Origin of the sequence: Pediococcus stilesii (assembly GCF_001437075.1) — a bacterium.
In the GTDB taxonomy this organism is placed as follows: Bacteria; Bacillota; Bacilli; order Lactobacillales; family Lactobacillaceae; genus Pediococcus; species Pediococcus stilesii.
Map to the genome: position 1 here is coordinate 58,958 of NZ_JQBX01000008.1, position 25,719 is coordinate 84,676.

Below are 25,719 nucleotides of genomic sequence, written 5' to 3' on the forward strand. Positions count from 1 at the left end.
TTTGTAAAACCCTTATAAAAGGGAATTTTGAATCTTTTGGAAATAAAAAAACACCGGATATCCGGTGTTTTTTTATTTAGCAAGTTGTTTTGCTAAACGAGATTTCTTACGTCCCGCATTGTTAGCCTTAATTAAGCCCTTTGACTTAGCTTTGTCGATGTGACTGTAAGCTGATTGTAAAAGTTCATTAGCGTTTTCGGCGTTGTTTTTAGCAGCGATTTCAAATGCTTTGATGCTTGTACGCATAGCACTCATTTGCGAACGGTTACGAGCAGCAGCCTTTTCGCTAGTGCGAACACGTTTCATAGCTGATTTAATAACTGGCATATTATTCACCTCCAGAATATGGTTAATACAACAATAGTATTATACAGAAACCCCCGCATTATTGCAATGCTCGAATATACTTGAAAAATATCGTCATTTTCGTTAAACTAAGTATTGCTTGTTAAAGCAAACCCACTACTTAGTCTTTCGATCTGCCGACGATCTACTCAGTCTTGGGTAATATATAGATTATGAGGTGTTTTATAATGGCAATTTCACAAGAAAAGAAAAATGAAATTATTGCAAAATATGCTCGTCATGAAGGCGATACGGGTTCAGCAGAAGTTCAAATCGCAGTTTTGACAGCAGATATTAACGAAATTAACGATCATTTACGTGTTCATCGTAAAGATTATCATTCACAACGTGGATTGATGAAGAAGATCGGTCATCGTCGTAACCTTCTTGCTTACTTACGTAAGACAGATGTTCAACGTTACCGAGAATTGATCAAGAGCCTTGGTCTTCGTCGCTAATATTTGTATCCATAAAAAGTCTTTCGGTACCTGAGAGTTTCAATCGGTATTTGGTTTTAAAGCCAACCCTTTTGAAGTACTTTAAGGGTCTCGAAAGGCTTTTTTGTTTTTAATGTTTAATCTATGCTAGAATTAAAGCAATGTATATTGTGCGGAATATAAAAAATTAGTGTAGGTGAAAAAATGAGTAACACAGTAAAGATAATCCCATTTGGCGGAGTTCGTGAAAATGGGAAGAATATGTATGCGGTTCAAATTCATGATGATATTTACATTTTGGATTGTGGGCTGAAGTATCCAGAAAACGAATTGTTAGGAATTGATATTGTAATTCCGGATTTTTCGTACTTAATTGAAAACAAAGAAAAAATTGTAGGAGTATTTTTAACTCATGGGCATGCCGATGCAATTGGCGCGTTGCCTTATTTCTTGAAAGAGATCAATGTTCCCGTTTTTGGTTCAGAAATGACAATTGCTCTTGCAAAAATTACAGTTAATGATGACCCTAAACTAAAGAAATTCAATAATTTTCATGTTGTTGATGAGAAAAAAGAAATTGACTTTGGGGATGTTTCGGTATCGTTTTTTAAAACGACACATACAATTCCAGAAACATTAGGAGTAGTTTTAAGTTGCCAAGAAGGCCAGGTTGTCTACACCGGAGATTTCAAATTCGATCAGACGGCGACGGAAAGCTATGCAACAGATTTCGGTCGACTGGCACAAATTGGAAGTAAAAAAGTTATCGCATTGTTAAGTGATTCTGCAAACGCCGAAAATCCTGAGAGGTCATCCAATGAGACGGATATTGCGGACTCAATGGCGGAAACAATTAAATATCATGATGGAAGAATTATTGTCGCATCTGTTGCATCAAATATCTTACGGATCCAGCAAGTTATCGATGCGGCAATTGAATCAGATCGAAAAGTCGTTTTGACAGGACACGATCTCGAAAAAATTGTTAACACGGCGATCAAACTGAACAAATTAAATATTCCAGATGACAATTTAATTGTTCCATTGAATAAATTAGAGAAGCTAGATCCCGAAAAGACCATTATTTTAGAAACCGGCAAGATGGGTGAACCAATTAAGGCCCTTCAAAAAATGGCTTCCAAAAATAAGGGAAGTTTAAGAATTCAAAACGGTGATTTAGTAGTGATTGCCACTAATCCGTCGCATGCGATGGAGACAACTTTTGCAAAGACAAAGGACATGCTTTATCGTGCTGGAGCGGAGGTTAAGTCAATTTCTGATCGTGGAAATGCCACAGGACATGCCAGCCAAGATGATTTACAACTAATGTTAAATCTAATCAAGCCTGAGTTTTTAATACCAATTCAGGGTGAGTATCGGTTACTAGCTGCCCATCGGGAATTAGCTAAGCAGGTTGGTTTAAATGATAACCAAATTTTTATTGCTTCTAAGGGCGACGTCTTGGAGTACAAAGATGGAGAAATGTTCCAGGGTAAGGGAATTGAAGTTGGAAATACGATGATTGACGGGATCGGTGTCGGCGATATTGGTAATATCGTGTTACGGGACCGCAAAATTCTTTCTGAGGATGGGGTTTTCGTTGCCGTAGTAACTATTGATCGAAAGAAAAAAATTATTATAAAAGAACCTAAAATCACATCGAAGGGGTTTGTTTACGTTAAAGCTAGCCGGGATTTAATTCAAGAAAGTGCAGAATTAGTTAAAAATGCGGTTCAAGCAAACCTCGATAATAAGGAATTTGACTGGGGACATCTAAAGCAGGACGTTCGCGATAAACTCGGAAAGTTTCTATATGATCAAACTAAGCGACGTCCAGTCATTCTTCCCGTAATTATGGAAGTTAACCAGCACCATAAAAAAACAAAAAAAGTTAGCAAAAAAAAGAATGAAAATGAATAGAAATAGCATTGAAGAAGCAAAAAAACTGTGGAAAAATGGTCATCATGAGCAGGCCATCCGTATCCTAGAAGTCGAAAATGAATTGAAGCAGGATAACCAAGTTATCGTTACTTTGGTTCATTTTTACGTTGAGGACGGGTTTTATAAAGAAGCCCTGCGTCTGGTTAATGATCAGAACGAAGAACTAATTTATGCGGAAGATTTTTTTGAAACTTACGTTAAGATTTTGATCGAAAATGACCGATTTATTTTAGCAAGAAAAGAACTATTAAATCATAAAACTTTGGATGCTTTTAACCGAGATGGATTGGTTAAAGCTTTAGATAAGAGGGAAGAATACTTTAAAAAGAATTATCCTCAAACAATAGTAGAGGAAGAGCGGAATTTCTATCATATCGGTGACCAAAAATTTATTAAACAATCCAAGATACTTGATGACGCCACAAAGTTACCGCTCGAAAGTTATGCTAAAATTGCTAAATATAATTTGGTTGATCCTTTTTTGAACCAAGTAACACGAGTATCGATTTTAAAAGAGTTGGCGTTTTTAAAAGTTAAGGAAACCGTTGATTTCCAATGGATTGACGGAATTCGGTATAAAGTAAAACCAATTGAACTGACCAATCAAGTTGATTTAAAAATCGAAATTGATGCCTTGGTTCGAAAAAATAACGATCCAATTCAAGCCGAAATGCTGGTACAACAGGTGAATTTAATGTATGATTTAGCTTGTCCGTTTCCAAAACGAATTTTTGAAACTGCATCCGAATGGGAACAGGGAATTAGAAAACAAATTTTGGAACAGACGGATGTTAAAAAATTTGATCAATTAAACCAAATTATGAAGTCAATCATTGAACAATGATAAAAAAGGGAATTAATACCATATTTTGGTTTACAAAATAAACTTGGTTATTATACAATACTAGAGGATTCTCTGACGGTGCTTTGCCTTTCGTGGAGGATGTAGTATAATATTTATTAAAGGATCTAGTTATTCATTGGATGAATGCTGAGTGATTCTTACGACATACAGGAGGTTCGTATTAATGGCAAAAGAACATTACGAAAGAACAAAACCCCATGTAAATATTGGTACAATTGGCCACGTTGACCATGGGAAAACTACTTTGACAGCTGCTATTACAAAAGTGTTGTCAGAAAAAGGACTAGCTAAGGCTTCAGATTATGCTGATATCGATGCTGCTCCAGAAGAAAAGGAACGTGGTATTACAATCAACACTGCCCACGTTGAATATGAAACTGAAAAGCGTCATTATGCTCATATTGATGCCCCAGGACATGCTGACTACGTTAAGAACATGATCACTGGTGCTGCTCAAATGGATGGTGCTATCTTAGTTGTAGCTGCAACTGATGGCCCTATGCCACAAACACGTGAACATATTCTTCTTGCTCACCAAGTTGGTGTTGACTACATCGTTGTATTCTTAAACAAGACTGATCTTGTTGACGATGACGAATTAGTTGACCTTGTTGAGATGGAAGTTCGTGAACTTCTTTCTGAATATGATTTCCCTGGTGACGATGTTCCTGTACTTCGCGGTTCAGCTTTGAAGGCTCTTGAAGGCGATCCAGAACAAGAAAAAGTTATCATGGATCTTATGGACACAATCGACGAATACATTCCTACACCAGAACGTTCAACAGACAAGCCATTCTTGATGCCTGTTGAAGATGTATTTACAATCACTGGTCGTGGTACTGTTGCTTCTGGTCGTATTGACCGTGGAGAAATCAAGATTGGTGACGAAGTTGAAATTGTTGGTCTTAAAGAAGACGTTACAAAGACAACTGTTACTGGTATTGAAATGTTCCGTAAGACTCTTGATGTTGGTGAAGCTGGTGATAACATCGGTGCACTTTTACGTGGTGTAAACCGTGAAGATGTTGTTCGTGGTCAAGTTTTGGCTGCTCCTGGTTCAATCCAAACACACAAGAAGTTCAAGGGTGAAGTTTATATCCTTTCTAAAGAAGAAGGTGGACGTCATACTCCATTCTTCTCAAACTATCGTCCACAATTCTATTTCCATACAACTGACGTAACAGGTGTTATTGAATTACCTGACAACGTTGAAATGGTTATGCCTGGTGATAACGTTACATTTACTGTAGAACTTATCGAACCAGTTGCTATTGAAAAAGGTACTAAGTTCACTGTTCGTGAAGGTGGACACACTGTTGGTGCTGGTGTTGTATCAGAAATCGACGACTAATAAGCAAATTGCTTAACCTAAAAACCCGCTGATTGCGGGTTTTTTTGTTGTAATCATATTTACTTTTCTAGACATATACGTTAAGATTATAAGCGTATGCAATTCAGAATTGTAATGAAATAAATCATCTGTCGGAGGGAACACAATGACTGCAAAATGGGAAAAAACAGGTACTAATGAAGGAAAGCTAACTTTCGAAATTGGTACTGATCAAATTAAAGAGGGCGTTGACAAAGCGTTTAATCAAACTAAGAAACAATTAAACGTTCCTGGATTCCGTAAGGGACATGTACCACGCCAAATTTTCAATAAAATGTATGGCGAAGAAGCACTTTATCAAGATGCTTTAAACATCGTGTTACCAGAAGCATACGAAGCTGCTATCAAGGAAGCTGGAATTGAACCAGTAGATCAACCACAAGTTGATGTAGACAGTATGGAAAAGGGACAAGCATGGGTTCTTAGCGCTGTTGTAACTGTTAAGCCTGAAGTAAAACTCGGCGAATACAAGGGTGTTAAAGTAATCAAGCAAAGCACACGCGTTACTTCAAAGGAAGTTGACGAAGAAATTGAAAAGAAACGCGAACAACAAGCTGAATTAGTACTTAAAGAAGGCAAACCAGCTGAAGACGGCGATACAGTTACTATCGACTTTGATGGTTCAGTTGACGGTGTAGCTTTCGACGGTGGAAAAGCTGATAATTATGACCTTGTTTTAGGTTCGAATTCGTTTATTCCAGGATTCGAAGATCAACTGATCGGTCATAATACTGATGACGATGTTGACGTTAAAGTTACTTTCCCTGAAGACTATCAAGCTGAAGATCTTCAAGGTAAGGAAGCAATTTTCAAAGTTAAAATTCATGAAATTAAAACAAAAGAACTTCCTGAACTTGACGACGAGTTTGCAAAGGACGTTGATGAAGATGTCGACTCACTAGAAGAATTAAAGGCCAAGACTAAGGACGAAATTAAGTCTCGTAAGATTCAAGCTGCTGACGATTCTAAAGAAACTGAAGCAATTCAAGCTGCAGTTGATAATGCTGAAATTGCCGAAATTCCTGCTGCAATGTTAAATGAAGATGTTGATCGTCAAGTAAATCAATATCTTGCTAATATGCAACAACAAGGCATCAGCCCTGAGATGTACTTCCAATTAACAGGCTCGTCAGAAGACCAGCTTCGTGACCAACTTCGTGAAGGCGCTGAAAACCGCGTTAAGACAACTCTTGTATTAGAAGCAATTGTCGATGCTGAAAAGATTGCTCCTTCAGAAGATGAAGTTAATGCTGAAATTAAAGATTTAGCTGAACAATACGGAATGGAAGAAGCAGCTGTTCGCTCAGCTCTTTCAGAAGATATGATTAAGCACGATGTTGCAATTAAGGCAGCAGTTGACTTAATTAAGGATTCAGCAATTGAAGAACCAAAATCAAAGGCTGCTAAAAAATAATTAATAGTTAGATAATTTATCTTATAACTATACTTAACGATTTTGAGGTTTCCCTCAAAATCGTTTTTGTTTGTAACCATCAAAAAACGTAGAATTGGCTAATAACCACTTATTTTGCTATGATGATGGTATAAATCATTTGAGAGGTGACAGGATTGTTTGATGATCAACAGACCACTGAACCAATTGCTTGTTCTTTTTGTGGTAAGACCCAAGATCAAGTAAAAAAAATTATTGCTGGTCCGGACGTTTATATTTGTAACGAATGTGTTGACCTTTGCAAGGAAATTATTGATGAAGAGCTTGCTGCCGAAAATAAACCGGTAGCAATTACTGATATCCCAACACCTGCAGAAATTGTGGATTACCTTAATCAGTATGTTATCGGTCAAGAAGAGGCTAAAAAAACTTTATCCGTCGCGGTATATAATCACTATAAGCGAATTAATAAAATGGCCGAAAGTAAGCCGGATGATAACGAACCAGAGTTACAAAAGAGTAATATCAGCTTAATTGGACCAACGGGTTCGGGTAAGACATTTTTAGCTCAAAGTCTCGCTAAGATATTGAATGTACCATTTGCAATTGCTGACGCGACAACTCTAACAGAAGCAGGATATGTTGGAGAAGATGTTGAAAATATTTTACTGAAGTTGTTACAGAATGCAGATTACAATGTTGAAGCTGCTGAACGAGGAATTATATACATCGATGAAATTGATAAAATCGCTAAGAAAAGTGAGAATGTTTCAATTACACGCGATGTTTCAGGTGAAGGAGTTCAACAAGCCCTATTGAAAATTCTTGAGGGAACCATTGCAAACGTTCCGCCTCAGGGTGGCCGGAAGCATCCGCAACAAGAATTTATCCAAATTGATACAACTAATATTTTATTCATTGTTGGTGGAGCATTTGATGGAATCGAAACAATTGTTAAGAACCGCCTAGGCGATAAGACGATTGGTTTTGGTTCCAATGCCAGCACAACAATTGATGAAGATAAGAGTTTAATGCAGCAGGTGATCCCTGAAGATTTGTTGAACTTCGGATTAATTCCAGAATTCATCGGTCGTTTACCAATCCTGACGGCATTGGAAAAGTTAACTGAGGAAGATTTGGTGCACATCTTAACTGAACCTAAAAACGCCTTAGTTAAGCAGTATGAGGCTCTTTTGAACTTAGATGGAGTTGAATTAAGGTTTACACCACAGGCACTGCATTCAATTGCTAATCAGGCAATTAGCCGAAATACAGGTGCACGAGGTTTGAGGTCGATTATTGAAAATGTAATGCGTGATATTATGTTTGAGATACCATCTCGAAATGACGTGGCAAAAGTTACGGTTAACAAGAGAACGGTAACTAATGGAGATGAACCTGAAGTAAAATTGATAAGTGAGCAAGCATCATAATTTTTAAATTAAAAGAATCAGATGGTGACAATGTCTGGTTCTTTTTTTGTAGATCCGTGGTATTATTAAAAACGGAATTGAAAGGTGGAGAACTATGGAAGTCCATAATGTAGAATTACAAATTAGTGCTGTTAAACCGGAACAGTATCCTGAACAAGGATATCCTGAGATTGCGATGGTTGGCCGGTCAAACGTTGGAAAGTCTTCTTTGACGAATACACTTATCAATCGTAAATCTTATGCTAGAACATCGTCACAGCCAGGAAAAACCCAAACATTGAACTTTTATCGGGTTGAAGATCAGCTTTTTTTTGTTGATGTTCCGGGTTATGGTTATGCAAAAGTTTCTCAAAAGGAACGCGAAAAATGGGGTAAAATGATTGAAAAATATTTAACCTCTCGTAAAGAACTTAAAGGCGTAATTTCACTGGTTGATGCTCGACATGAGCCAACGGAAGATGATATTTCAATGTATCAATATTTACGATACTATGAAATTCCGGTTCTAGTGGTAGCAACCAAGAGCGATAAAATTGTTAGAGGTAAATGGAACCAGCATGAAAGCAAAATAAAGAAAGCTCTTAATTTTGATGAAGATAGTGACTTTCAAATGTTCTCTGCTCAAACTAAAATGGGTAAAGAGAATATTTGGCAATGGATCGAAGATAGGATGGTAGAGTAGATGGAATTTAACGAGTATCAGCGTACTGCAAATAAAACTTTATTTGGTAATGAACAAGTATTAACTAACTGTGCCCTCGGCTTGGCAGGAGAAAGTGGTCAAGTGGTTAATCTCGTTAAGAACTACACTTTTCGCGGAGCGGATCTTGATAAAGAACAACTGACCAAAGAAATGGGCGACGTACTCTGGTATCTGTCACAAGTTGCAGAATGGGCAGACATTCCTTTTGATGATGTGGCTCGAAAAAATATAACAACCTTAGAAAAAAGATATCCAGGCAACTTTAAATAAAAATAAAACCATAATCCAACAGTTTTTCAACCGTTGAATTATGGTTATTTTTTTTGATCTTTTTTAGATCCATCTTTAGCTAAAAATTTATCTTTTTTCTTTTTTTCTTCATCGGCGTTAGTTGCTTTTGTAGTAAATTGACCAAGCATCTTTTCAAGATCAGTTGTTCTTTTCACTGTGAGTCCCAAATCAATCACCTCTTTGAGAATTATCATAACAAATAAAGACACATTTGTCAGAATTTAAAAATATTCATTATCGACTTGAATATACTGCATATACAGAATAAAAATTCAAAATTAACGTAAAACTCTTTTAATATAGAGTCTTATGTTGTATATTATTAACATTAACTTGAATAAAGGGGAGCAACATGAAGAAAATATATAGTTTAGTTTTGATAGTATTAGTCAGTTTAATGACTTTTGGCACTATTTTTGCACAAGAAGGCACTAAGGCTGATGAAAAAGATGCTACATATGAAAAGATAGTAAAAAGAGGGTATATCGTCCTTGGAACGAGCCCGGATTATGCGCCCTATGAATTTCAAACAACGTCTAATGGAAAAAGTAAAGACGTTGGAATGGACATAAGTATAGCGAAAGATATTGCGGATGATCTGGGTGTTAAGTTAAAGATTAAAAACATGGATTTTGACTCACTACTGGTTGCTTTGCAAACTGGTAAGGTCGACATGGTTTTATCCGGAATGAATCCAAGTGCCGCTAGACGAAAATCAGTTGACTTTTCGGATATTTATTATAAAGGTGGACAAAGTATTATTATAAATAAAAAGGATTCTAGAATTTATAAAGATAAGAGTTCTTTTGAAAATAAAAAGATCGCTGCGCAAACGGGATCAATTCAATATAATTTAGCCAAAAAGCAAATTAAAGGAGCTACAGTTAGCGGAATTGAAAAAGGAACGGATCTAATTTTAGCTCTTCAAACGAACAAAGTGGATGGCGTTGTTATGGAAAAACCAACCGCAGAAGCTTACGCATCAAATAATAGCGGTATTAAAGTTATTAACGGTGGCTTTGAATTGAATGATGACGAAACAAGCACAGCCGTCGCGATGCCTAAAAATTCACCAGTTCTTCAGAAAAAGATCAACGGAACGATTGCAAAAATCAATTCTAAAAATTTAATTCCGCAATACTTAAAGGAAGCTGGAACGTATCTAAAAGGCAATACGGCAAACACCTCAATGCTACATTATTGGAAATACTTTGCGATGGGTGTTGGTTACACAATTTTAATCTCACTAGTTGGTGTAATCTTTGGTTTTATTACTGGAACGTTATTGGCACTGCTTCGCTTGAGTAATAGTAAAATACTAAGAATGATCTCAACAGCATATGTTGAATTCGTTCGTGGAACCCCGTTAATGGTACAACTAATGTTTGTTTATTTTGGTTTAGGACTATTTGTTAACTTACCTGCATTAACGGCCGGAATGATTGCCGTGTCACTAAACAGTGGCGCGTATATTGCGGAAGTTATTCGTGGCGGGATTAACTCTGTTGATGGAGGACAACTAGAGGCAGCTGAAAGTCTGGGTCTAAATAAAAAAGATCGAATGCGTTATGTAATTATGCCACAGGCGTTGAAAAACATTTGGCCCGCATTAGGTAACGAATTTATTTCGCTCATTAAGGAAAGTTCGATTGTTTCCATTATCGGTGTAACGGACTTGATTTATCAGCTAAAGATTGTTCAATCAGACACGTATCGTGGAGTCGCTCCAATTGTTGTAGCAATGATTTTATACTTCATAATGACGTATTCACTATCACGTTTGCTCAAGTTTTACGAAAGGAAGTTTAACTAATGACTAAAGAAATTTTAAAAATTGATCAATTAACAAAAAAGTATGGTGAAAATACAATTCTTAAAGATATCTCCGCTGAGGTAAATGATGGTGACATCATTAGTATCATTGGCCCATCAGGAGCTGGAAAAAGTACGTTTTTGAGATGTCTAACGCTTCTTGAAAAACCCACTACTGGGACCGTTTTTCTTGAGGGAGAGGATCTGACTAAAAAAACCCAAAAAGAGATTGAACATGTTCGGGAAAAAGTAGGAATGGTATTTCAAAATTTTAATTTATTTCCGAATATGACAGTTTTGAAAAATATCACATTGGCACCTGTTCGTGTTAAAGGTCTAACGGAAGATGAAGCCCAAAAGCAGGCCTTAGAATTATTGAAGCAGGTAGGGCTATCAGACAAAGCCGATGCATATCCAGATAATTTATCTGGGGGACAAAGGCAACGGGTGGCGATTGCGAGAGCATTAGCAATGAAGCCAGATGTTATGTTATTTGATGAACCAACCTCTGCTTTAGATCCGGAAATGGTTGGAGAAGTGCTTGACGTAATGCGTGAATTGGCTAAATCAGGAATGACAATGGTTGTTGTTACGCACGAAATGGGTTTTGCTCAATCAGTTTCAAATCAGATTTGGTTCATGGATAACGCTGATATTCAGGAAAAAGCGGCACCTAGTGACTTTTTCAGTAATCCTAAAACTGATCGTGCGAAAGAATTTTTATCTAAAATACTTGTTAAATAGTAAATAGAACTCGGGAATCGTTGATGGATAGTCACAATTTGTGATCTCAAAGATGGTTTCGCGAGTTTTTATTATTATGTTATCCTAATATGATTGGGTATTTTCATTTCGGTTGATGAAACTAGTAATGTCAGAGTATAATGGATTGAGGTATTATGTAAACTAGGAGGGGCTTGGTTTGGCATCGGAACATATTGAACATAAATTAGCGTTGTTACCAGATAAGCCTGGCTGCTATCAAATGAAAAATTTGAACAGTCAGATTATTTATGTTGGAAAAGCCAAAAACTTAAAAAATCGTGTCCGTTCGTACTTTAAGAGCAGCCACGAAGGTAAAACGGCCAAATTGGTGAGTGAAATTGCTGATTTTGATTACATTGTGACTTCTAGTGATAAGGAAGCTTTTTTACTCGAAATTACTTTAATCCAGAAATTTCAGCCTTACTATAATATTAAGTTAAAAAAGGGTACAGGGTATCCTTATATTAAAATTACTAACGAAAAAGATCCTAAGATGGAAATTGTATCCAGCGTTCGACGGGATGGGGGTTTTTATTTTGGACCGTATCCGAACGTCTATGCTGCGGAAGAAACCCTCCATTTCCTTGAAAAAGTTTATCCCTTACGCCGTTGTAACGGATACCAGGGACGCCCATGTCTTTATTATCATATGGGGCAATGTTTAGGTCCTTGTTTTAGGGACGTTCCTAAAGAGGAGTACGATCGTCAAATTGTTAAAATTAAATCTTTCTTACGTGGTAATGTTTCTAAAGTTAAGAAGACTTTACAAGAAAAGATGCAAAAGGCATCAAATGAGATGGAATTTGAACGCGCGGCGGATATCCGAGATCAAATTCATTACATCGAAGTGACGGTTGAAAAGCAGAAAATTATTTCTAATGATAGTACACCTCGTGACCTTTTTAATTTTTATTTAGATAAGGGTTGGCTTTCAATCCAAATCTTTTTTATTCGTCAATCGCGATTAATGAAACGTGAAAAGAGATTGTTTCCAATTGCAACAGATGCTGTGGATGAATTATCTTCATTTATTTTACAATTTTACAATAATAAAAATAAAGTACTGCCAAACGAAATATTGGTACCCAAAGGATTGGATAATAAAGTTATTTCAGAAATTTTGGGCATTCCGGTTCGAACACCATTGCGTGGTGAAAAACGTAATTTGTTGGAATTGGCAAAAGAAAATGCCCAAATTACGCTTGAAGAAAAATTCCGATTAATGGAATTGGATGAAGGAAAGACCATTGGGGCAATGAAGGAAATAACTGACGCGCTTGGAATCCCCGAAGGACATCGAATCGAAGCATTTGATCATTCACATATTCAAGGAGCAGATTTGGTTTCTGCTATGGTTGTTTTTACGGATGGTAAGCCAGATAAAAAAATGTACCGAAAATTTAAGTTGAATACCGTTGATCACGCCGATGAAGCCGCCAGTACAAGAGAAGTTATTCGAAGACGATATGTTAGACTGTTAAAGGAGAAACAATCGCTTCCGGATTTAATTTTAATGGACGGTGGGGATATTCAGTTGAATGCAGCTCGTGACGTATTAGTTAACGAGTTAGGTCTGCATATTCCAGTTGCTGGAATGGTCAAGAATGATAAGCATAAGACCTCGGATTTAGTTTTTGGTAGTCAGGATCAACGGGTTCAATTGGACCCTAAAAGTCAAGGCTTTTATCTGGTCCAAAGGATTCAAGACGAGGTTCACCGCTTTGCGATTACATTTCATCGACAGTTACATGCCAAAAATTCATTGGCTTCTCAACTCGATTTAATTCAAGGTGTGGGTCCTAAAACCAGAAACAAGTTATTAAAATCTTTCGGGTCTTTAAACAAAATTCGTGATGCAAGCGTTGAAGAAATCATCAAAGCGGGGGTTCCCGAAAAAGTTGCAAAAACGATCAAAGTTTCCTTATCTGTGCATGGAAAATAAGGTAAACTTACAATGGTAAACATAAAAGTAGATAAAATGTAGGAGAAAATAATGTTTGTAGATCAGGTTAAAATTAATGTAAAGGCCGGAAATGGCGGAAATGGAATTGTTGCCTTTCGTCGTGAAAAATACGTGCCAAATGGTGGTCCTGCCGGCGGTGATGGCGGACACGGTGGTAACGTAGTATTACGGGTTGATCCGGGTCTCAGAACTTTAATGGACTTTAGATATCGTCATAAGTTTAAAGCAGATTCTGGTAAAAATGGAATGAATAAGCAAATGACAGGTCGAAGTTCACAAGATTTAGTGATTGCAGTTCCGGGAGGGACAATTGTCCGTAATCTAACTACGGGTAGAGTGATCGGGGATTTGACCGATAATAATCAAGAACTAATTGTTGCTAAAGGTGGTCGTGGCGGCCGCGGTAATATGCGTTTTGCTAGTCCACGTAACCCAGCGCCCGAAATTTCAGAAAATGGTGAGCCTGGAGAAGAAGTAGAGCTGCAATTAGAGCTTAAAGTGTTAGCAGACGTTGGATTGTTAGGATTCCCCTCTGTCGGGAAGTCAACACTGCTTTCAGTTGTTACTAGTGCAAAACCTAAAATCGCAGAATATCACTTCACAACGCTAGTTCCTAACCTTGGAATGGTTCAGCTTGATGATGGACGCGATTTTGTTATTGCTGATATTCCAGGATTGATTGAGGGAGCCTCACAAGGTGTTGGATTGGGATTTGAATTTCTTCGACATGTGGAAAGAACACGAGTATTACTCCATTTAGTGGACATGAGTGGATTAACAGAAGAAGATCCGTTTACAAACTTTATTCAGATTAATGAAGAATTAAAAAAATATAATCCTGAATTAATGGAACGGCGTCAAATCATTGTGCCAACTAAAATGGATTTACCAGGTTCAAAGGAACAACTTGAGGAGTTTGAAAAGAAAGTTTCTGCAGACGACCGTTATGCAAATTTTGAAATTTTCCCAATTTCGTCAATTACGCATAATGGGCTAGAAAAACTAATTTCCAGAACGGTAGACGTTTTAGAAGAAATTCCGCAACATTCATTGGTTGCTATGGATGAGGAAACCGAAAAAACTTATGAGTTTAATACTGATAAGGAATTCAGCATCGAAAATGTTGATGATGTTTGGGTAATCAGCGGTGAAAAAATTGAAAAATTATTTAAGATGACGGACACCACGCATGACGAAAGTTTACTTCGCTTTGCACGCCAGATGCGCGGAATGGGAATTGATGATGAACTCCGCCGACTAGGTGCTAAAAATGGAGACAGCGTTCAAATCTTAGATTTTGTGTTTGAATTTGTTGAATAATTGAATAAAAGTCAGTGATATGATCAGAAAAATGATTCATCAATATGATTCTGGATAATCACTGATTTTTTTACTTAATGACTAAATATTGATCACGAAGGTAGTAACCGAAAGTGTAGGTCTTTTGCTGTTTTTGAGGATTAAAAAGATAAAATTTAAATCCAGAGGGTGCACTGGAGGTTTGCTTTCGTAAATCAAAAAGTCTTAATGGAGAAGTGGGCTTTGTTAATGACAAAGTCAATAAAATAATTTGGTTTTCTGAGTCAACCAAAATTTTTGAAATAAAACTAACTTGATCCTGATCGCCTTTTAAAATTAGGCTTGGATCAAGTTCTGCTGTTGATTTTATAAAATTTTTTAGGTTCAAAGGATCACCTTCTCAATGAATATGTATACAAACAAGGATATCTTAGAATTAAAACTAGCGCTAGTGGTACAATAAAAGCCGGTGTGAATTAATTGCTAGGATATAATTATAGGTGGAAATATGCAACTTGAATTTTTAGGAACTGGAGCAGGTAGCCCAGGTAAGTTCCGGAATGTTACTAGCGTAGCATTAAAACTGTTAGATGAGACCAATGAAATATGGCTTTTTGATTGCGGTGAGGCAACGCAACACCAAATTCTTAAAACAAATATTAAGCCGAGAAAGATTGATAAAATCTTTATTAGCCACTTACATGGTGACCATATATTTGGATTGCCTGGTTTTTTAAGTAGCCGTTCTAACCAAGGCGGAAACTCGGAATTGACGATTTATGGTCCAACAGGCATTAAGGATTTCGTGATGACTTCCTTACGTGTCTCAGAAACTAAATTATCATATCGGATAAACTTTATCGACATTAAAGATGGTATAATTTTTGAAAATGAAAATTACATTGTAAAAGCGAAAGAACTTGATCATCGAATTAAAAGTTACGGATTTCGGGTGAGCGAAAAAGACCATCCAGGAGAACTACTAGTCGAAAAGTTAAAGGAATTAGCAATTCCATCGGGCCCAATTTATGGCGAAATTAAACAAGGCAAACAAGTTACCCTTGCGGATGGGACGATTATCGAAGGTAAAGATTTCATCGGCCGGCCACAGCCTGGCCGAGTAGTTACAATACTCGGTGATACACGGCAAACAAATAACATTGAGATATTAGCTAAAGACGCAGATGCTTTAGTTCACGAAAGTACTTTTGGAAAGCAGGAGGGCAATCTTGCGCGAAATTATTATCATTCTACTAATGTTCAAGCCGCCCGAATCGCTAGGAAGTCTCATGCTAAGCAGTTATTACTAACTCATATTTCGGCGCGTTACACGGGAAAGTTGGAGCATCAACTTGAAAAAGAGGCGCGTGAAATATTTCCACAAACAAAAGTTGTTCGAGATTTTGACATAGTTGATATTCCATTACCTTAGAAGGAGTGATGATGATGACAACCGCTGTAATTACTGGTGCGGGAAGTGGATTGGGACGTAAAGTTGCAATTCTAAATAGCACTCGGTACGATAACATTGTTTTGATTGGTAGAAATTCTAAAAGGCTAAACCAGACTGCCAGAGAGTGCTTTTCAAAAGGAGCCAAACGCGTCTACTGTTTAATGTGCGATTTAACCCAGGATGAAGAAATATATGAAACGGGGGCCTGGATTACCTCACATTTGAAATCGGTTGATTTACTCGTAAATAATGCAGGATTGGGTTATTTTGAAGAATTATTGAATCAAAGTTTTGAACAAATTAATCGAACATTTGCAACGGATTTAACGGGCATGATCAAATTTACGCGGCTCATGTTACCGTTAATGCTGGACCATGTTGGACAAGCGGCGGATATTATAAATATTGCTTCAATTGCGGGGAAAATAGCCACTTCAAAAACCACAACCTATGCCGGAGCAAAATTCGGGGTTGTTGGTTTTTCAAACGCGCTTCGGTTGGAGCTTAAAGATCGAAACGTTAATGTTCATACTATTAATCCAGGCCCAATGGATACAAACTTCTTTAATATTGCGGATCCTAGCGGTAAGTACTTAAAAGGAATTCAACAATTTATTATAAGTTCAGAAAAGGTAGCCGCGTTGTCGGTCAAAGCTGTAGATCAAAATATTCGAGAAATCAACGTACCGAAAATTATGGCAATTGGATCAATTCTATATACCCTTTTTCCTAAATTGGGTGATCAAATTGTTAATAGCCCATTAATAAATCGAAAATAACGGAGTAGTTAATGAAAGATAACAGGTATAATTGGAAAATTAAAGATACATCTGACGTGGATATCGAGGAGCTTGCTACTGAAACAAAAATAAACCCGGTTTTAGTTAAAATATTGGTTGCTCGTGGCATGAAATCGGCAGATGAAATTTTAAATTTTATTAATGATGATCCTCAAATTATTCACGACCCGTTTTTACTTCACGACATGCAAACAGCGGTTGATCGGATTTTTAAGGCAATTGAAAATGATGAAAAGATTTTGATTTATGGTGATTATGATGCCGATGGAGTAACAAGCACAACCATTATGTTTGAAACATTAGATCAGCTTGGTGCAAACGTTCAATATTTTATTCCAGATCGGTTTAAAGATGGTTATGGGCCTAATCTGGAAGAGTATCAACACTTTATTGGTGAAGGCGTGCAAGTTATTGTAACCGTTGATAACGGTGTCGCTGGAAACGTAGCAATTGACTATGCCCAGGAGAATGGGGTTGACGTGATCGTTACTGATCACCATGAATTACCAGCAGAGTTACCTCATGCGTTCGCAATCGTTCATCCACGCCATCCACAAGGAGATTATCCGTTTGGTGACTTATCTGGGGTTGGAGTGGCGTTTAAGGTTGCAACAGCGCTTTTAGAAGAAATTCCTGAAGAGTTTTTGGACTTATACGCAATTGGAACTGTTGCCGATCTTGTGTCAATGACTGATGAAAATCGCTTCCTGGTTAAAGCGGGGCTTAATTTAATTCCAGAAACTCAAAGAATTGGATTACAAAAATTAATTGATATTTCTGGTGTCGATCCGGTCCACTTTGATGAACAGGATATTGGTTTTACGATTGCGCCTAGAATTAATGCCATTGGACGTTTAGGAGATGCCAATCAGGCGGTCGAATTGCTTATAACCTTTGACGAAGATCGAGCGACACAACTTGCTAAAAAAATTAATGATGTTAATTCTGAACGACAAGGATTGGTTAGTGCAATTTTTGATTCTGCCGTAAAGATTGCTAAAGATCAAGATCATGCCAAAAGCCAAACGCTTGTGATTATTGGACACGATTGGCATCAAGGTGTTTTGGGAATCGTCGCAAGTCGAATTGTTGAACTAACAAATAAGCCTACAATTGTTTTAAGTGATCAGGAGCATAACGAAGTCTATAAGGGTTCCGGGCGGAGTGTTCAAAAATTGAATCTATTTCAAGCTATTAATCCCGTGCGAGAACAATTTATTGCCTTTGGTGGGCATCACATGGCGATCGGAATCACAATCAAGGGCGATGAACTAGTGATATTAGAAAATCAGCTCGAAAAGGCCGCATTAGAAAATAAGCTTAATTTTAGAGATCAACCCGAATTTTTAATCGATGTAAAAGCTCAAATTAGTGATTTTTCAAAAGAGTTAGTTGAGGAAATTAAAACGATTGGCCCCTTTGGCACCAACAATCCGATTCCGAGGTTTGAATTGGAAGAAGTTCGTGTTAAAGAAGCAAAAGCGATTGGAAAAGATTCCTCCCATCTAAAATTTACCGTTGCTGATGGTGCGGAAACCATTAACGCAATAGCATTTAAGCGGGGCGAAATAACGGACATTTTAAACAATATTTCAAACCCGATAAGTATTGCAGGGACGGTTAATACGAATGAGTGGCGAGGAAATGTTTCTCTTCAATTTATGGCAGATGATATCAAAATCAAAGGACTACAGGTGATTGATAAGCGAACATCAAATTTAAACAAAAATCTCTTCGAAAAAGATACTCAATACGTATTTTTTAACCAAAAGTTGATGCAGTTAATCAAAAATCAGGATATTGACCGGAATTTGTATCTATTTGATTCAGATGACATAAAGAAAAACGATGCGATTACGTTGGTGGATTGTCCTTCAAACTTTGAAGAATTAAGCCGGGTAATTAAATTCAATCAACCGCAGCAAATTGTTGCATATTTTTTTCACCAAATCGACTTTTATGCGGACGGGATGCCGTCTAGAACCGAGTTCAAGCAAGTTTTTGCTCTCATTTCAACGCAGAAACTAAGCCAAGAAGCGGTAAAAAAATTAGGTAGTGAATTGAAAATCAATCAAGAAAAAGTCAACTTTATGATTAAAGTGTTTTTTGAGTTGAATTTTGTTAAAATAGAAAACGGACTTCTTTTTGTGAATAGTGATGTGCAACAACATCAATTGGATGAGGCACCAGCATATAAGAAGCGAGAAGAATTAATTAAAACCCAGGAGAAGTTACTTTATAGTAATGGCAATGAGCTTTCGGCCATCCTGGAGCAACTGATTAATGTTTGATAACAAAGGAGTGTCGTGAAATGGCATTAGATTTACGTGACTATGTTGCAAGTATCCAAGATTTTCCAGAAAAGGGTGTTACTTTTCGAGATATTTCACCTCTAATGGGGGATGGTGAGGCTTATCATCAAGCAACCGATGAAATTATTAAGTTTGCAAGAGATAAGGGCGTTGAGATGATTGTAGGACCTGAAGCACGTGGATTTATCGTTGGATGTCCAGTCGCTTATGCGTTAGGGGTAGGTTTTGCACCGGCCAGAAAAAAAGGTAAATTACCTCGTGAAACGGTTAAAGCAACGTATGATTTAGAATATGGCGAATCTGCACTATATCTACAAAAGGATGCCATTAAACCTGGCCAAAAGGTACTTGTTACAGACGATTTATTGGCGACTGGGGGAACAATTGCCGCAACGATTCGTTTGGTAGAACAGCTGGGAGGAATTGTTGTAGGGACGGCCTTCTTAATTGAACTAAAAGATTTAAATGGTCGCGAAAAAATTAAAGACTATGATATGCTGCGACTAATGGAATACTAAGTTAAATTTGCACAATAATTTTGCGATGAAATTACGGTTAATATTGCATTATGTAATTTTTTTTGCTAAAATTATTCTGTTATGGAGAGTTGGCAGAGTGGTAATGCACCGGACTCGAAATCCGGCGAACCGGCTAATACCGGCGCGCAGGTTCAAATCCTGTACTCTCCTTATTTGTATGTTATTAGAAGGTAATATGAAAAACGCAACTTAGTTATAAAAACAGCCTAACACCTGTCGTATCAAGGTGTTAGGCTATTTTTATTGGGTTAGCACCTCTCAAAACTTTGGTCGGGGATGAGAATGTGCTTTTTATGGTTATTTCTATTTTGGAAACAACCACTAAACCACAGTGACGAACTCTACCTTGGTACTGAGGTGAGATAGGATGACTATTAATTACTAATCATTGCTCAACAATTTTTTGTATATCATCGAAACTTTTAGATACTGCATCATCATCATCTGAAAATTTAGTTCCGAAACTCGAATAACTTCCAGAGGGAGAGGTTACCAAATCTGATAAAGTGGATATATTATCGTTGGCTTTTTCAAAGTCTTTATAGTTATACCTTCCAGTGTCATTTTTCTTTAGTATATCTAAATATGTATCTAATTCATCTATGCCATCATTAATTGCGGTGATTTTATCATCGTTCTTATTCTCGATATCATCAATAGTTTTTTCAACATCAAAACCTTCAGGATCATCGTCAATGGCGTTTTCCCAGTCTTTATTAACGGAATTGCCTAAATCTTCTGAATCTCCCCATATGACGTAGTATTTAGCCAGCAAATCTGATGCGGTATTTTTAAACTTTTTATCCTTCTTCTTTTTCTCTACCAGCAGTTCATCTTTTCGCACTTGAGCGACTTTAGTGTTGTGTTGAATTATTAATGCCTCACCGCCAAAAGATAGGACGGTCAAAGCCATGCCGACTACAACAATAGTTAATGATTTTTTCTTCTCTCTTTTTTGGGCATAATCAATAAAGAATATAATTGCTCCAACTAGTAGTACGATTAATCCTCCCAAAAATGTAAAAGCTAAGAAAGTTTCCATAAATAATTCCTCCAATATATGTACAGCTTTTAACGACGATCAGATAAGTTTGGTCGTATTAATCTTGTTGCCAAGACGAACGAGAGTAATAATAAATTATTTTCTTTTGCTGCAGGACGTTTTAAGTCTGGTACGGATATCATTAAAATAAATGAAGGCAATAAGTAAAGGCCAAACCCTAAATTTTGAATCGATTCCAACGTCCAAAACGTTTTTTAACCAGGTACTGTTTCTAACAACACCCGGTGGAATATATCAAAAAACAACATTAGGAATTTTGGCCTTATTAAAACGTGAATCTATTTTTACATGAATTTAAATCTGAAGGAGTAATATACTAACTGAAAAATTAAACATGGATAACTCCTTCAAATGTATATTGAATTACTTTACATCAATCTGAAATTTAGCCGCTTTTTTGATTGAAACAAGTGGAGCAAATTGTAGTTCAACTTTTCCTAACTTTTTCAATCCAAATCCTTCTGTGACATCCATTTCTTTTCCAGCTGCAACGGCGTCCATGGTCACACCATCGACAGGATAAGTCTTCATTTTATTGTTATCTGCATCATAAGCATCTAAATCAGCGCCTACAGGCAAATCATCATCGCTATTATTTTTAACATGATACACAACTTTAATGACGTTAGCCGGTTTTTCATCCTCGAACTCGTTACGCTCTTGAGTTGTTTCAACAGACTTAAGTGTGTATGTTACGTCTCCAACTTTAACAGTATCACCAAGCTTATAATACTTAGGCGTGGCTTTTTTACTACTTGTTTTAGAAGAGCTGACCTTTGTACCGCCATTATCATCTGTACCTCCGCCGATGGCTCCACCAACACCAATAACTACAATAATTGCTAAAATCCAAAACCAAACACGTTTGTAGAACGGTTTTTTCTGAACGTAAACATTTCCGTTCTCATCTTTGATTTTCTTACTCATAAATAATTCCTCCAAAATATATGTACAGCTTTTAACGACGATCAGAGTTTGGTCGTAGGGTAAATGCTTTTAACAATGTATTCATTCGTGTATCCGAATGTTTAAACCAAAAAACAAAATTAAAAGGGGTTTGAATCGCTGAATTAAATGAATGTTATCTTAACATTATATCAATATACGTACCAAATTATTAAGTAGTTTGTGAAAATTATTTATTCTTACAAGTTATGTACGCTAAATCGTCTTGATCAATGGATTTATGGCACAAATTTTTCGAGTACTAAAAGGGTAAAATAATTTTAACCGCATTAATATTTTTAGTTTTATCTGCAAACTAAAAAATTTAATATAATGAATGTACATGGTAACTTGCCTTTAATTTAGGTCACATTTTTATTAGAAGCGGCAAGATCATAAAATAGAGCGTAATCCAACGCCTCTTTAAATCGTTTCCGAGTGCTTTTTTCAAAAATACATACTATAATAGCCGGAACGATAAAAATAGCAAAGCATGAGTGAGGCGTTGAGTATGAAGAAAGTTAGGATAGGAATTGTTGCAAATCGTTTTTTAAAGAAAGAGCCGGCATTTGCTAATGAAGAGTTAACGTATACGATGCAGGGAAATGTAGCCGCAGTTATTGAGTCAGGGGCGTTACCGATATTAATTCCAATTACGGATCCCGGAGATGCAACTCAGTATTTGTCCCAGGTTGATGGATTGATTTTACCAGGAGGACAAGATGTTCAACCTAAACTTTATGGAGAACCTGAAAGTGATTTGTTGGGGGTGACCTCAGCATCGAGGGACAGCTTTGAATTAAAAGTAATTGAAATTGCTATTCAACAAAAAAAGCCGATATTTGCTATCTGCCGAGGTGCACAATTAGTAAATGTTTATTTTGGCGGAACACTTTATCAAGATGAGTCACTAATTAAAGGCAAAGTTCGCATTGAGCACGATCAAACTCGACTTGCGATAAAAAACGAGATTCCTAGTCATATGATTAAAATAGTTGATGAAGAATTACAATCAGTTTTAGGAAATTCGACTAAAGTGAATTCGTTACATCATCAAGCGATAAAAAAGATCGGTAAGGGATTAACCATAACGGCAGTTGCCGCTGATGGGGTTGTTGAAGCTTTTAAAAATGACAGCCAAAAGATCACGGCTTATCAATGGCATCCAGAAATGCAGCAAAGAAGTGATGCTCGAATGCTACAGTTATTCAAAATCTTTTTACAAAAAAATTTTACGGAGACAAGTTAATTATGATTCATTTAAAGAGCGACAGTTTGACGCCGGCCGAAAATTACAAACTAATTTCAGGAAGCTTGGTTCCTAGACCAATTGCCTGGGTCAATACCTTATCAAGAAAGGACATTTTAAATGTTGCACCTTTTAGCTATTTTTCAACAATGCCAACTTCAATTCCTCTAGTCACGTTAGCTATCGGAAGAAAAGCCGACGAACAACCTAAAGATACCGCTCAAAACGTGATAGATCGTAAGGAAGCGGTGATTCATCTAGTCGGTGAGGAGCTGGCACAACCGATGAATCAAACGGCAGCTACGTTAGAAAAAGATCAAAGTGAGCTGGATTTGATCAATTTGTCATTGATTAAAAGTAATACTATTGAAGTTCCGGCTATGGTGGAGCCGAAGGTTAGATTTGAAACAAAACTGTATGACCATTTCCCAATTAAAGATGAAGAAGCTCGAATTATGACGGATTTATTGGTTATGCGTATAACTGATTTTTATTTCGACGAAAAGATATTGGATAAAGAAAGTTTACACGTTAATATTAAACAATTAAATCCACTTGCTCGGATCGCGGGACCTAACTATGCCACTCTTGGTGAAAGTTTTTCAATGAAGCGACCACTGTAACGTTATTTATGTAATAGGAATTTTAGATAAAAAAAGAATTATTATTGCATTTAAAGAAATTTAATCCGTTACCGATAACCATTTTTTGTGGACTTTTTAACGGGTTTAAAAAGATAGATAATAACTGTTAAATCGGCGTCAATTAATTTTACTTTTATGATTGAATGGGATAGAATTAATAATCATACATAGCGGAATTAATAGATTGAATAAGTCGAGGTGATTGAAGATTTTAAAAAAAACAAAACAATTTTTAAGGAGTAACCAGCTCCAATATAGTAAAAAATATATTCGACCAATGATGACACCAGAGAGTGTTTATGTTTTTAAATTTGGCAAGGATGAACTAAATAATCGAATTATCATTAATTATACGCATACGTGGACTGGACGAATTAAAATTAATGAAATTGATTTACGCTTGCATAAACAAAAGCACCCTCGAATTTTTCATCGTGAAAGTGATTTATTAACATATTTAAAGAAACATCTAACCGAAGAAGACGGCGTGACAAATATCACACGTCGTCGCAAGCATCATTCGAAGAAGACCAAAAAGTAAAATAAAACTGTTGACGGTCTTAAATATAATGAGTATCATTATTAGTTAAAGAAACCTTAAGCTGGTCCCGTGAGGCCAAAAGGCTCATTGTTCGGTATAGATTTCGTTTTATAAACGAAAAAACTGGGATTACTGAAGCCTCTTGGATCACATTCGATCTGAGAGGCTTTTATTTATGAAAAGGAGTGCGAAATTTATGTCAAAGCATGAGGAATACCGTAATCCAGAAGCAATATTGGATATTCATGATAAACCGACGTTCCCGCATTTATTAGGGTTGTCCATCCAGCATATGTTTGCGATGTTTGGATCAACGGTTTTGGTTCCAATCCTAGTTGGGTTAAACCCCGGAATTGCATTATTTAGTTCAGGGGTGGGAACGTTACTATACATATTGATTACCCAAGCTAAAATTCCCGCGTACATGGGATCAAGTTTTACATTCATCGTTCCAATGATGGCGCTGATGAAAACGACAGGGTACGAAGGGATCGCTCAAGGAACAATTTCAGTTGGGGTTGTTTACCTAGTTGTGGCTTTGGTTATTAGTCAATTGGGATCAGATTGGCTGGATAAAATTTTACCACCGATTGTGGTGGGACCAATAATCATGGTGATAGGTCTTTCTTTAGCCGGTACGGCAGCCACAGATGCCACGATGCGTACAGTTGGTAAATCTAGTGTTTATGATATTAAATACTTTATGATTGCATTGGTTACGTTGCTAGTAACAATTGCTTTTAACATGTACCTTAAAGGATTTATTAGTTTAATTCCAATCCTACTTGGTCTAATAGTGGGGTATTTGTTTGCATTAATGATGGGAGTGGTCGATCTATCAGGCGTTGAGCAGGCCAAATGGCTAACCGCTCCGGCATTTGAAATTCCATTTATAAATTATAAGTTACATTTTAATATCGGTGCGGTTCTTAGTATGATGCCGTTGGCGTTTGTTACGATGACCGAGCATACGGGACATATAATGGTTTTAAACACTCTGACGCATCGTAACTTCTTTAAAGATCCGGGACTTCATCGAACTCTTTCGGGTGATGGACTAGCTTCCATTGTAGCCGGATTCATTGGAGGACCGCCAGTTACGAGTTATGGTGAAAATATCGGTGTGTTAGCTGTGACTAGAGTTCACAGTGTCTACGTTCTAATGGGTGCAGCTGTTAGTGCCATTATCTTCAGTTTCGTTGGTAAATTAAGCGCACTGATCCAAAGCATTCCCAGCCCAGTAATTGGTGGAATTAGCTTTTTACTATTTGGAACAATTGCCGCTAATGGATTAAGAATTTTAATTGATGAAAAAGTTGATTTTAATAAGAAAAGAAATTTAATGATTGCTGCATCAATTCTTGTGATTGGAATTGGTAATGCTAGTTTCAATGTTGGAAACTTAAGTTTTTCGGGACTAGCCGTGGCAACCGTGTTGGGAGTGGCTCTAAACTTGATTCTCCCACAACAAGCTTTAAGTGAAAAATAATTTACTTTTCGAAAATTTCGTTGAAATGGTATCATAGTATCTAACAT

At 36.8% G+C, this 25,719-nt stretch carries 25 protein-coding genes and 1 tRNA gene; 21 read left to right on the forward strand and 5 right to left on the reverse strand.

Going from position 1 to position 25,719, the window contains the following annotated elements; all coding sequences use genetic code 11:
* Nucleotides 1-72: 72 nt before the first annotated feature.
* Nucleotides 73-327: a 30S ribosomal protein S20 gene (gene rpsT / locus IV81_RS04765; protein ID WP_057802705.1), complete on the reverse strand. Its 255-nt coding sequence runs from the start codon at nucleotides 325-327 to the stop codon at nucleotides 73-75.
* Nucleotides 328-533: 206 nt separating this feature from the next.
* Between rpsT and rpsO the strand changes: the two genes are divergently transcribed.
* From rpsO to IV81_RS04805, 8 genes are all read left to right on the forward strand, one after another.
* A complete protein-coding gene (gene rpsO / locus IV81_RS04770) occupies nucleotides 534-803 on the forward strand; it encodes a 30S ribosomal protein S15 (protein ID WP_057802706.1) in 270 nt (89 codons plus the stop codon).
* A 183-nt stretch (nucleotides 804-986) separates the two neighbouring features.
* Nucleotides 987-2,702 carry a ribonuclease J gene (locus IV81_RS04775; protein ID WP_057802707.1) on the forward strand — a complete coding sequence of 572 codons (1,716 nt, stop codon included), beginning with the start codon at nucleotides 987-989 and terminating at the stop codon, nucleotides 2,700-2,702.
* Complete coding sequence (locus tag IV81_RS04780; RefSeq protein ID WP_057802708.1) at nucleotides 2,695-3,567, forward strand: hypothetical protein; 873 nt, start codon at nucleotides 2,695-2,697, stop codon at nucleotides 3,565-3,567. Before IV81_RS04775 ends, IV81_RS04780 begins: the two co-directional genes overlap by 8 nt.
* 184 nt (nucleotides 3,568-3,751) lie before the next feature.
* Entirely contained in the window at nucleotides 3,752-4,939 is a 1,188-nt protein-coding gene (gene tuf / locus IV81_RS04785; protein WP_057802709.1) for an elongation factor Tu, read from the forward strand.
* A gap of 145 nt (nucleotides 4,940-5,084) precedes the next feature.
* The gene (gene tig / locus IV81_RS04790) at nucleotides 5,085-6,392 is read left to right on the forward strand and encodes a trigger factor (RefSeq protein ID WP_057802710.1); all 1,308 of its coding nucleotides are present in this window, start codon (nucleotides 5,085-5,087) and stop codon (nucleotides 6,390-6,392) included.
* 155 nt (nucleotides 6,393-6,547) lie between these two features.
* A complete protein-coding gene (clpX, locus tag IV81_RS04795) occupies nucleotides 6,548-7,804 on the forward strand; it encodes an ATP-dependent Clp protease ATP-binding subunit ClpX (protein WP_057802711.1) in 1,257 nt (418 codons plus the stop codon).
* Nucleotides 7,805-7,898: 94 nt separating this feature from the next.
* Nucleotides 7,899-8,486 (forward strand): ribosome biogenesis GTP-binding protein YihA/YsxC, encoded by a 588-nt coding sequence (gene yihA, locus IV81_RS04800; protein WP_057802712.1) that lies wholly within the window; start codon nucleotides 7,899-7,901, stop codon nucleotides 8,484-8,486.
* Nucleotides 8,487-8,777: a nucleoside triphosphate pyrophosphohydrolase family protein gene (locus IV81_RS04805; RefSeq protein ID WP_057802713.1), complete on the forward strand. Its 291-nt coding sequence runs from the start codon at nucleotides 8,487-8,489 to the stop codon at nucleotides 8,775-8,777.
* 44 nt (nucleotides 8,778-8,821) lie between these two features.
* On the opposite strand, the gene IV81_RS09580 is transcribed toward IV81_RS04805, so the two are convergent.
* On the reverse strand, nucleotides 8,822-8,992 hold the full coding sequence (locus IV81_RS09580; RefSeq protein ID WP_269083935.1) for an SPJ_0845 family protein: 171 nt from the start codon (nucleotides 8,990-8,992) through the stop codon (nucleotides 8,822-8,824).
* Nucleotides 8,993-9,150: 158 nt separating this feature from the next.
* Here IV81_RS09580 and IV81_RS04810 point away from each other — a divergent pair, with 158 nt between their 5' ends.
* The 4 genes from IV81_RS04810 (at nucleotide 9,151) to obgE (ending at nucleotide 14,658) form a co-directional block, all read left to right on the forward strand.
* A complete protein-coding gene (locus IV81_RS04810) occupies nucleotides 9,151-10,611 on the forward strand; it encodes an ABC transporter substrate-binding protein/permease (protein WP_057802714.1) in 1,461 nt (486 codons plus the stop codon).
* Nucleotides 10,611-11,354 (forward strand): amino acid ABC transporter ATP-binding protein, encoded by a 744-nt coding sequence (locus IV81_RS04815; protein WP_057802715.1) that lies wholly within the window; start codon nucleotides 10,611-10,613, stop codon nucleotides 11,352-11,354. The genes IV81_RS04810 and IV81_RS04815 overlap by 1 nt, the downstream gene beginning before the upstream one ends.
* A gap of 178 nt (nucleotides 11,355-11,532) precedes the next feature.
* A complete protein-coding gene (gene uvrC / locus IV81_RS04820) occupies nucleotides 11,533-13,317 on the forward strand; it encodes an excinuclease ABC subunit UvrC (RefSeq protein ID WP_057802716.1) in 1,785 nt (594 codons plus the stop codon).
* A 51-nt stretch (nucleotides 13,318-13,368) separates the two neighbouring features.
* Nucleotides 13,369-14,658 carry a GTPase ObgE gene (gene obgE, locus IV81_RS04825; RefSeq protein ID WP_057802717.1) on the forward strand — a complete coding sequence of 430 codons (1,290 nt, stop codon included), beginning with the start codon at nucleotides 13,369-13,371 and terminating at the stop codon, nucleotides 14,656-14,658.
* Nucleotides 14,659-14,728: 70 nt separating this feature from the next.
* On the opposite strand, the gene IV81_RS04830 is transcribed toward obgE, so the two are convergent.
* The gene (locus tag IV81_RS04830) at nucleotides 14,729-15,025 is read right to left on the reverse strand and encodes a hypothetical protein (RefSeq protein ID WP_057802718.1); all 297 of its coding nucleotides are present in this window, start codon (nucleotides 15,023-15,025) and stop codon (nucleotides 14,729-14,731) included.
* A 120-nt stretch (nucleotides 15,026-15,145) separates the two neighbouring features.
* Between IV81_RS04830 and rnz the strand changes: the two genes are divergently transcribed.
* The 5 genes from rnz to IV81_RS04855 all read left to right on the forward strand — a co-directional run bounded on the left by rnz (nucleotide 15,146) and on the right by IV81_RS04855 (nucleotide 19,891).
* A complete protein-coding gene (rnz, locus tag IV81_RS04835; RefSeq protein WP_057802719.1) occupies nucleotides 15,146-16,069 on the forward strand; it encodes a ribonuclease Z in 924 nt (307 codons plus the stop codon).
* 14 nt (nucleotides 16,070-16,083) lie between these two features.
* Nucleotides 16,084-16,869, forward strand: coding sequence for an SDR family NAD(P)-dependent oxidoreductase (locus IV81_RS04840; RefSeq protein ID WP_057802720.1), 786 nt, complete (start codon nucleotides 16,084-16,086; stop codon nucleotides 16,867-16,869).
* 11 nt (nucleotides 16,870-16,880) lie between these two features.
* Nucleotides 16,881-19,181: a single-stranded-DNA-specific exonuclease RecJ gene (recJ, locus tag IV81_RS04845; RefSeq protein WP_236696827.1), complete on the forward strand. Its 2,301-nt coding sequence runs from the start codon at nucleotides 16,881-16,883 to the stop codon at nucleotides 19,179-19,181.
* Between the two features lie 20 nt (nucleotides 19,182-19,201).
* Nucleotides 19,202-19,720, forward strand: coding sequence for an adenine phosphoribosyltransferase (locus IV81_RS04850; protein ID WP_057802721.1), 519 nt, complete (start codon nucleotides 19,202-19,204; stop codon nucleotides 19,718-19,720).
* Nucleotides 19,721-19,803: 83 nt separating this feature from the next.
* A tRNA-Ser gene (locus IV81_RS04855) sits at nucleotides 19,804-19,891 on the forward strand.
* Nucleotides 19,892-20,126: 235 nt separating this feature from the next.
* Here IV81_RS04855 and IV81_RS04860 read toward each other — a convergent pair.
* Complete coding sequence (locus IV81_RS04860) at nucleotides 20,127-20,783, reverse strand: hypothetical protein (protein WP_057802722.1); 657 nt, start codon at nucleotides 20,781-20,783, stop codon at nucleotides 20,127-20,129.
* A 384-nt stretch (nucleotides 20,784-21,167) separates the two neighbouring features.
* Nucleotides 21,168-21,731: a DUF4352 domain-containing protein gene (locus tag IV81_RS04865; RefSeq protein ID WP_057802723.1), complete on the reverse strand. Its 564-nt coding sequence runs from the start codon at nucleotides 21,729-21,731 to the stop codon at nucleotides 21,168-21,170.
* Between the two features lie 529 nt (nucleotides 21,732-22,260).
* Between IV81_RS04865 and IV81_RS04870 the strand changes: the two genes are divergently transcribed.
* From IV81_RS04870 to IV81_RS04885, 4 genes are all read left to right on the forward strand, one after another.
* On the forward strand, nucleotides 22,261-22,998 hold the full coding sequence (locus IV81_RS04870; protein ID WP_057802724.1) for a gamma-glutamyl-gamma-aminobutyrate hydrolase family protein: 738 nt from the start codon (nucleotides 22,261-22,263) through the stop codon (nucleotides 22,996-22,998).
* 2 nt (nucleotides 22,999-23,000) lie between these two features.
* Nucleotides 23,001-23,621 carry a flavin reductase family protein gene (locus IV81_RS04875; protein WP_057802725.1) on the forward strand — a complete coding sequence of 207 codons (621 nt, stop codon included), beginning with the start codon at nucleotides 23,001-23,003 and terminating at the stop codon, nucleotides 23,619-23,621.
* 229 nt (nucleotides 23,622-23,850) lie between these two features.
* Nucleotides 23,851-24,183, forward strand: a complete 333-nt coding sequence (locus IV81_RS04880) for a hypothetical protein (RefSeq protein WP_057802743.1) — start codon at nucleotides 23,851-23,853, stop codon at nucleotides 24,181-24,183.
* A gap of 196 nt (nucleotides 24,184-24,379) precedes the next feature.
* Complete coding sequence (locus IV81_RS04885) at nucleotides 24,380-25,672, forward strand: uracil-xanthine permease family protein (RefSeq protein ID WP_057802726.1); 1,293 nt, start codon at nucleotides 24,380-24,382, stop codon at nucleotides 25,670-25,672.
* The last annotated feature ends 47 nt before the right edge of the window (nucleotides 25,673-25,719 follow it).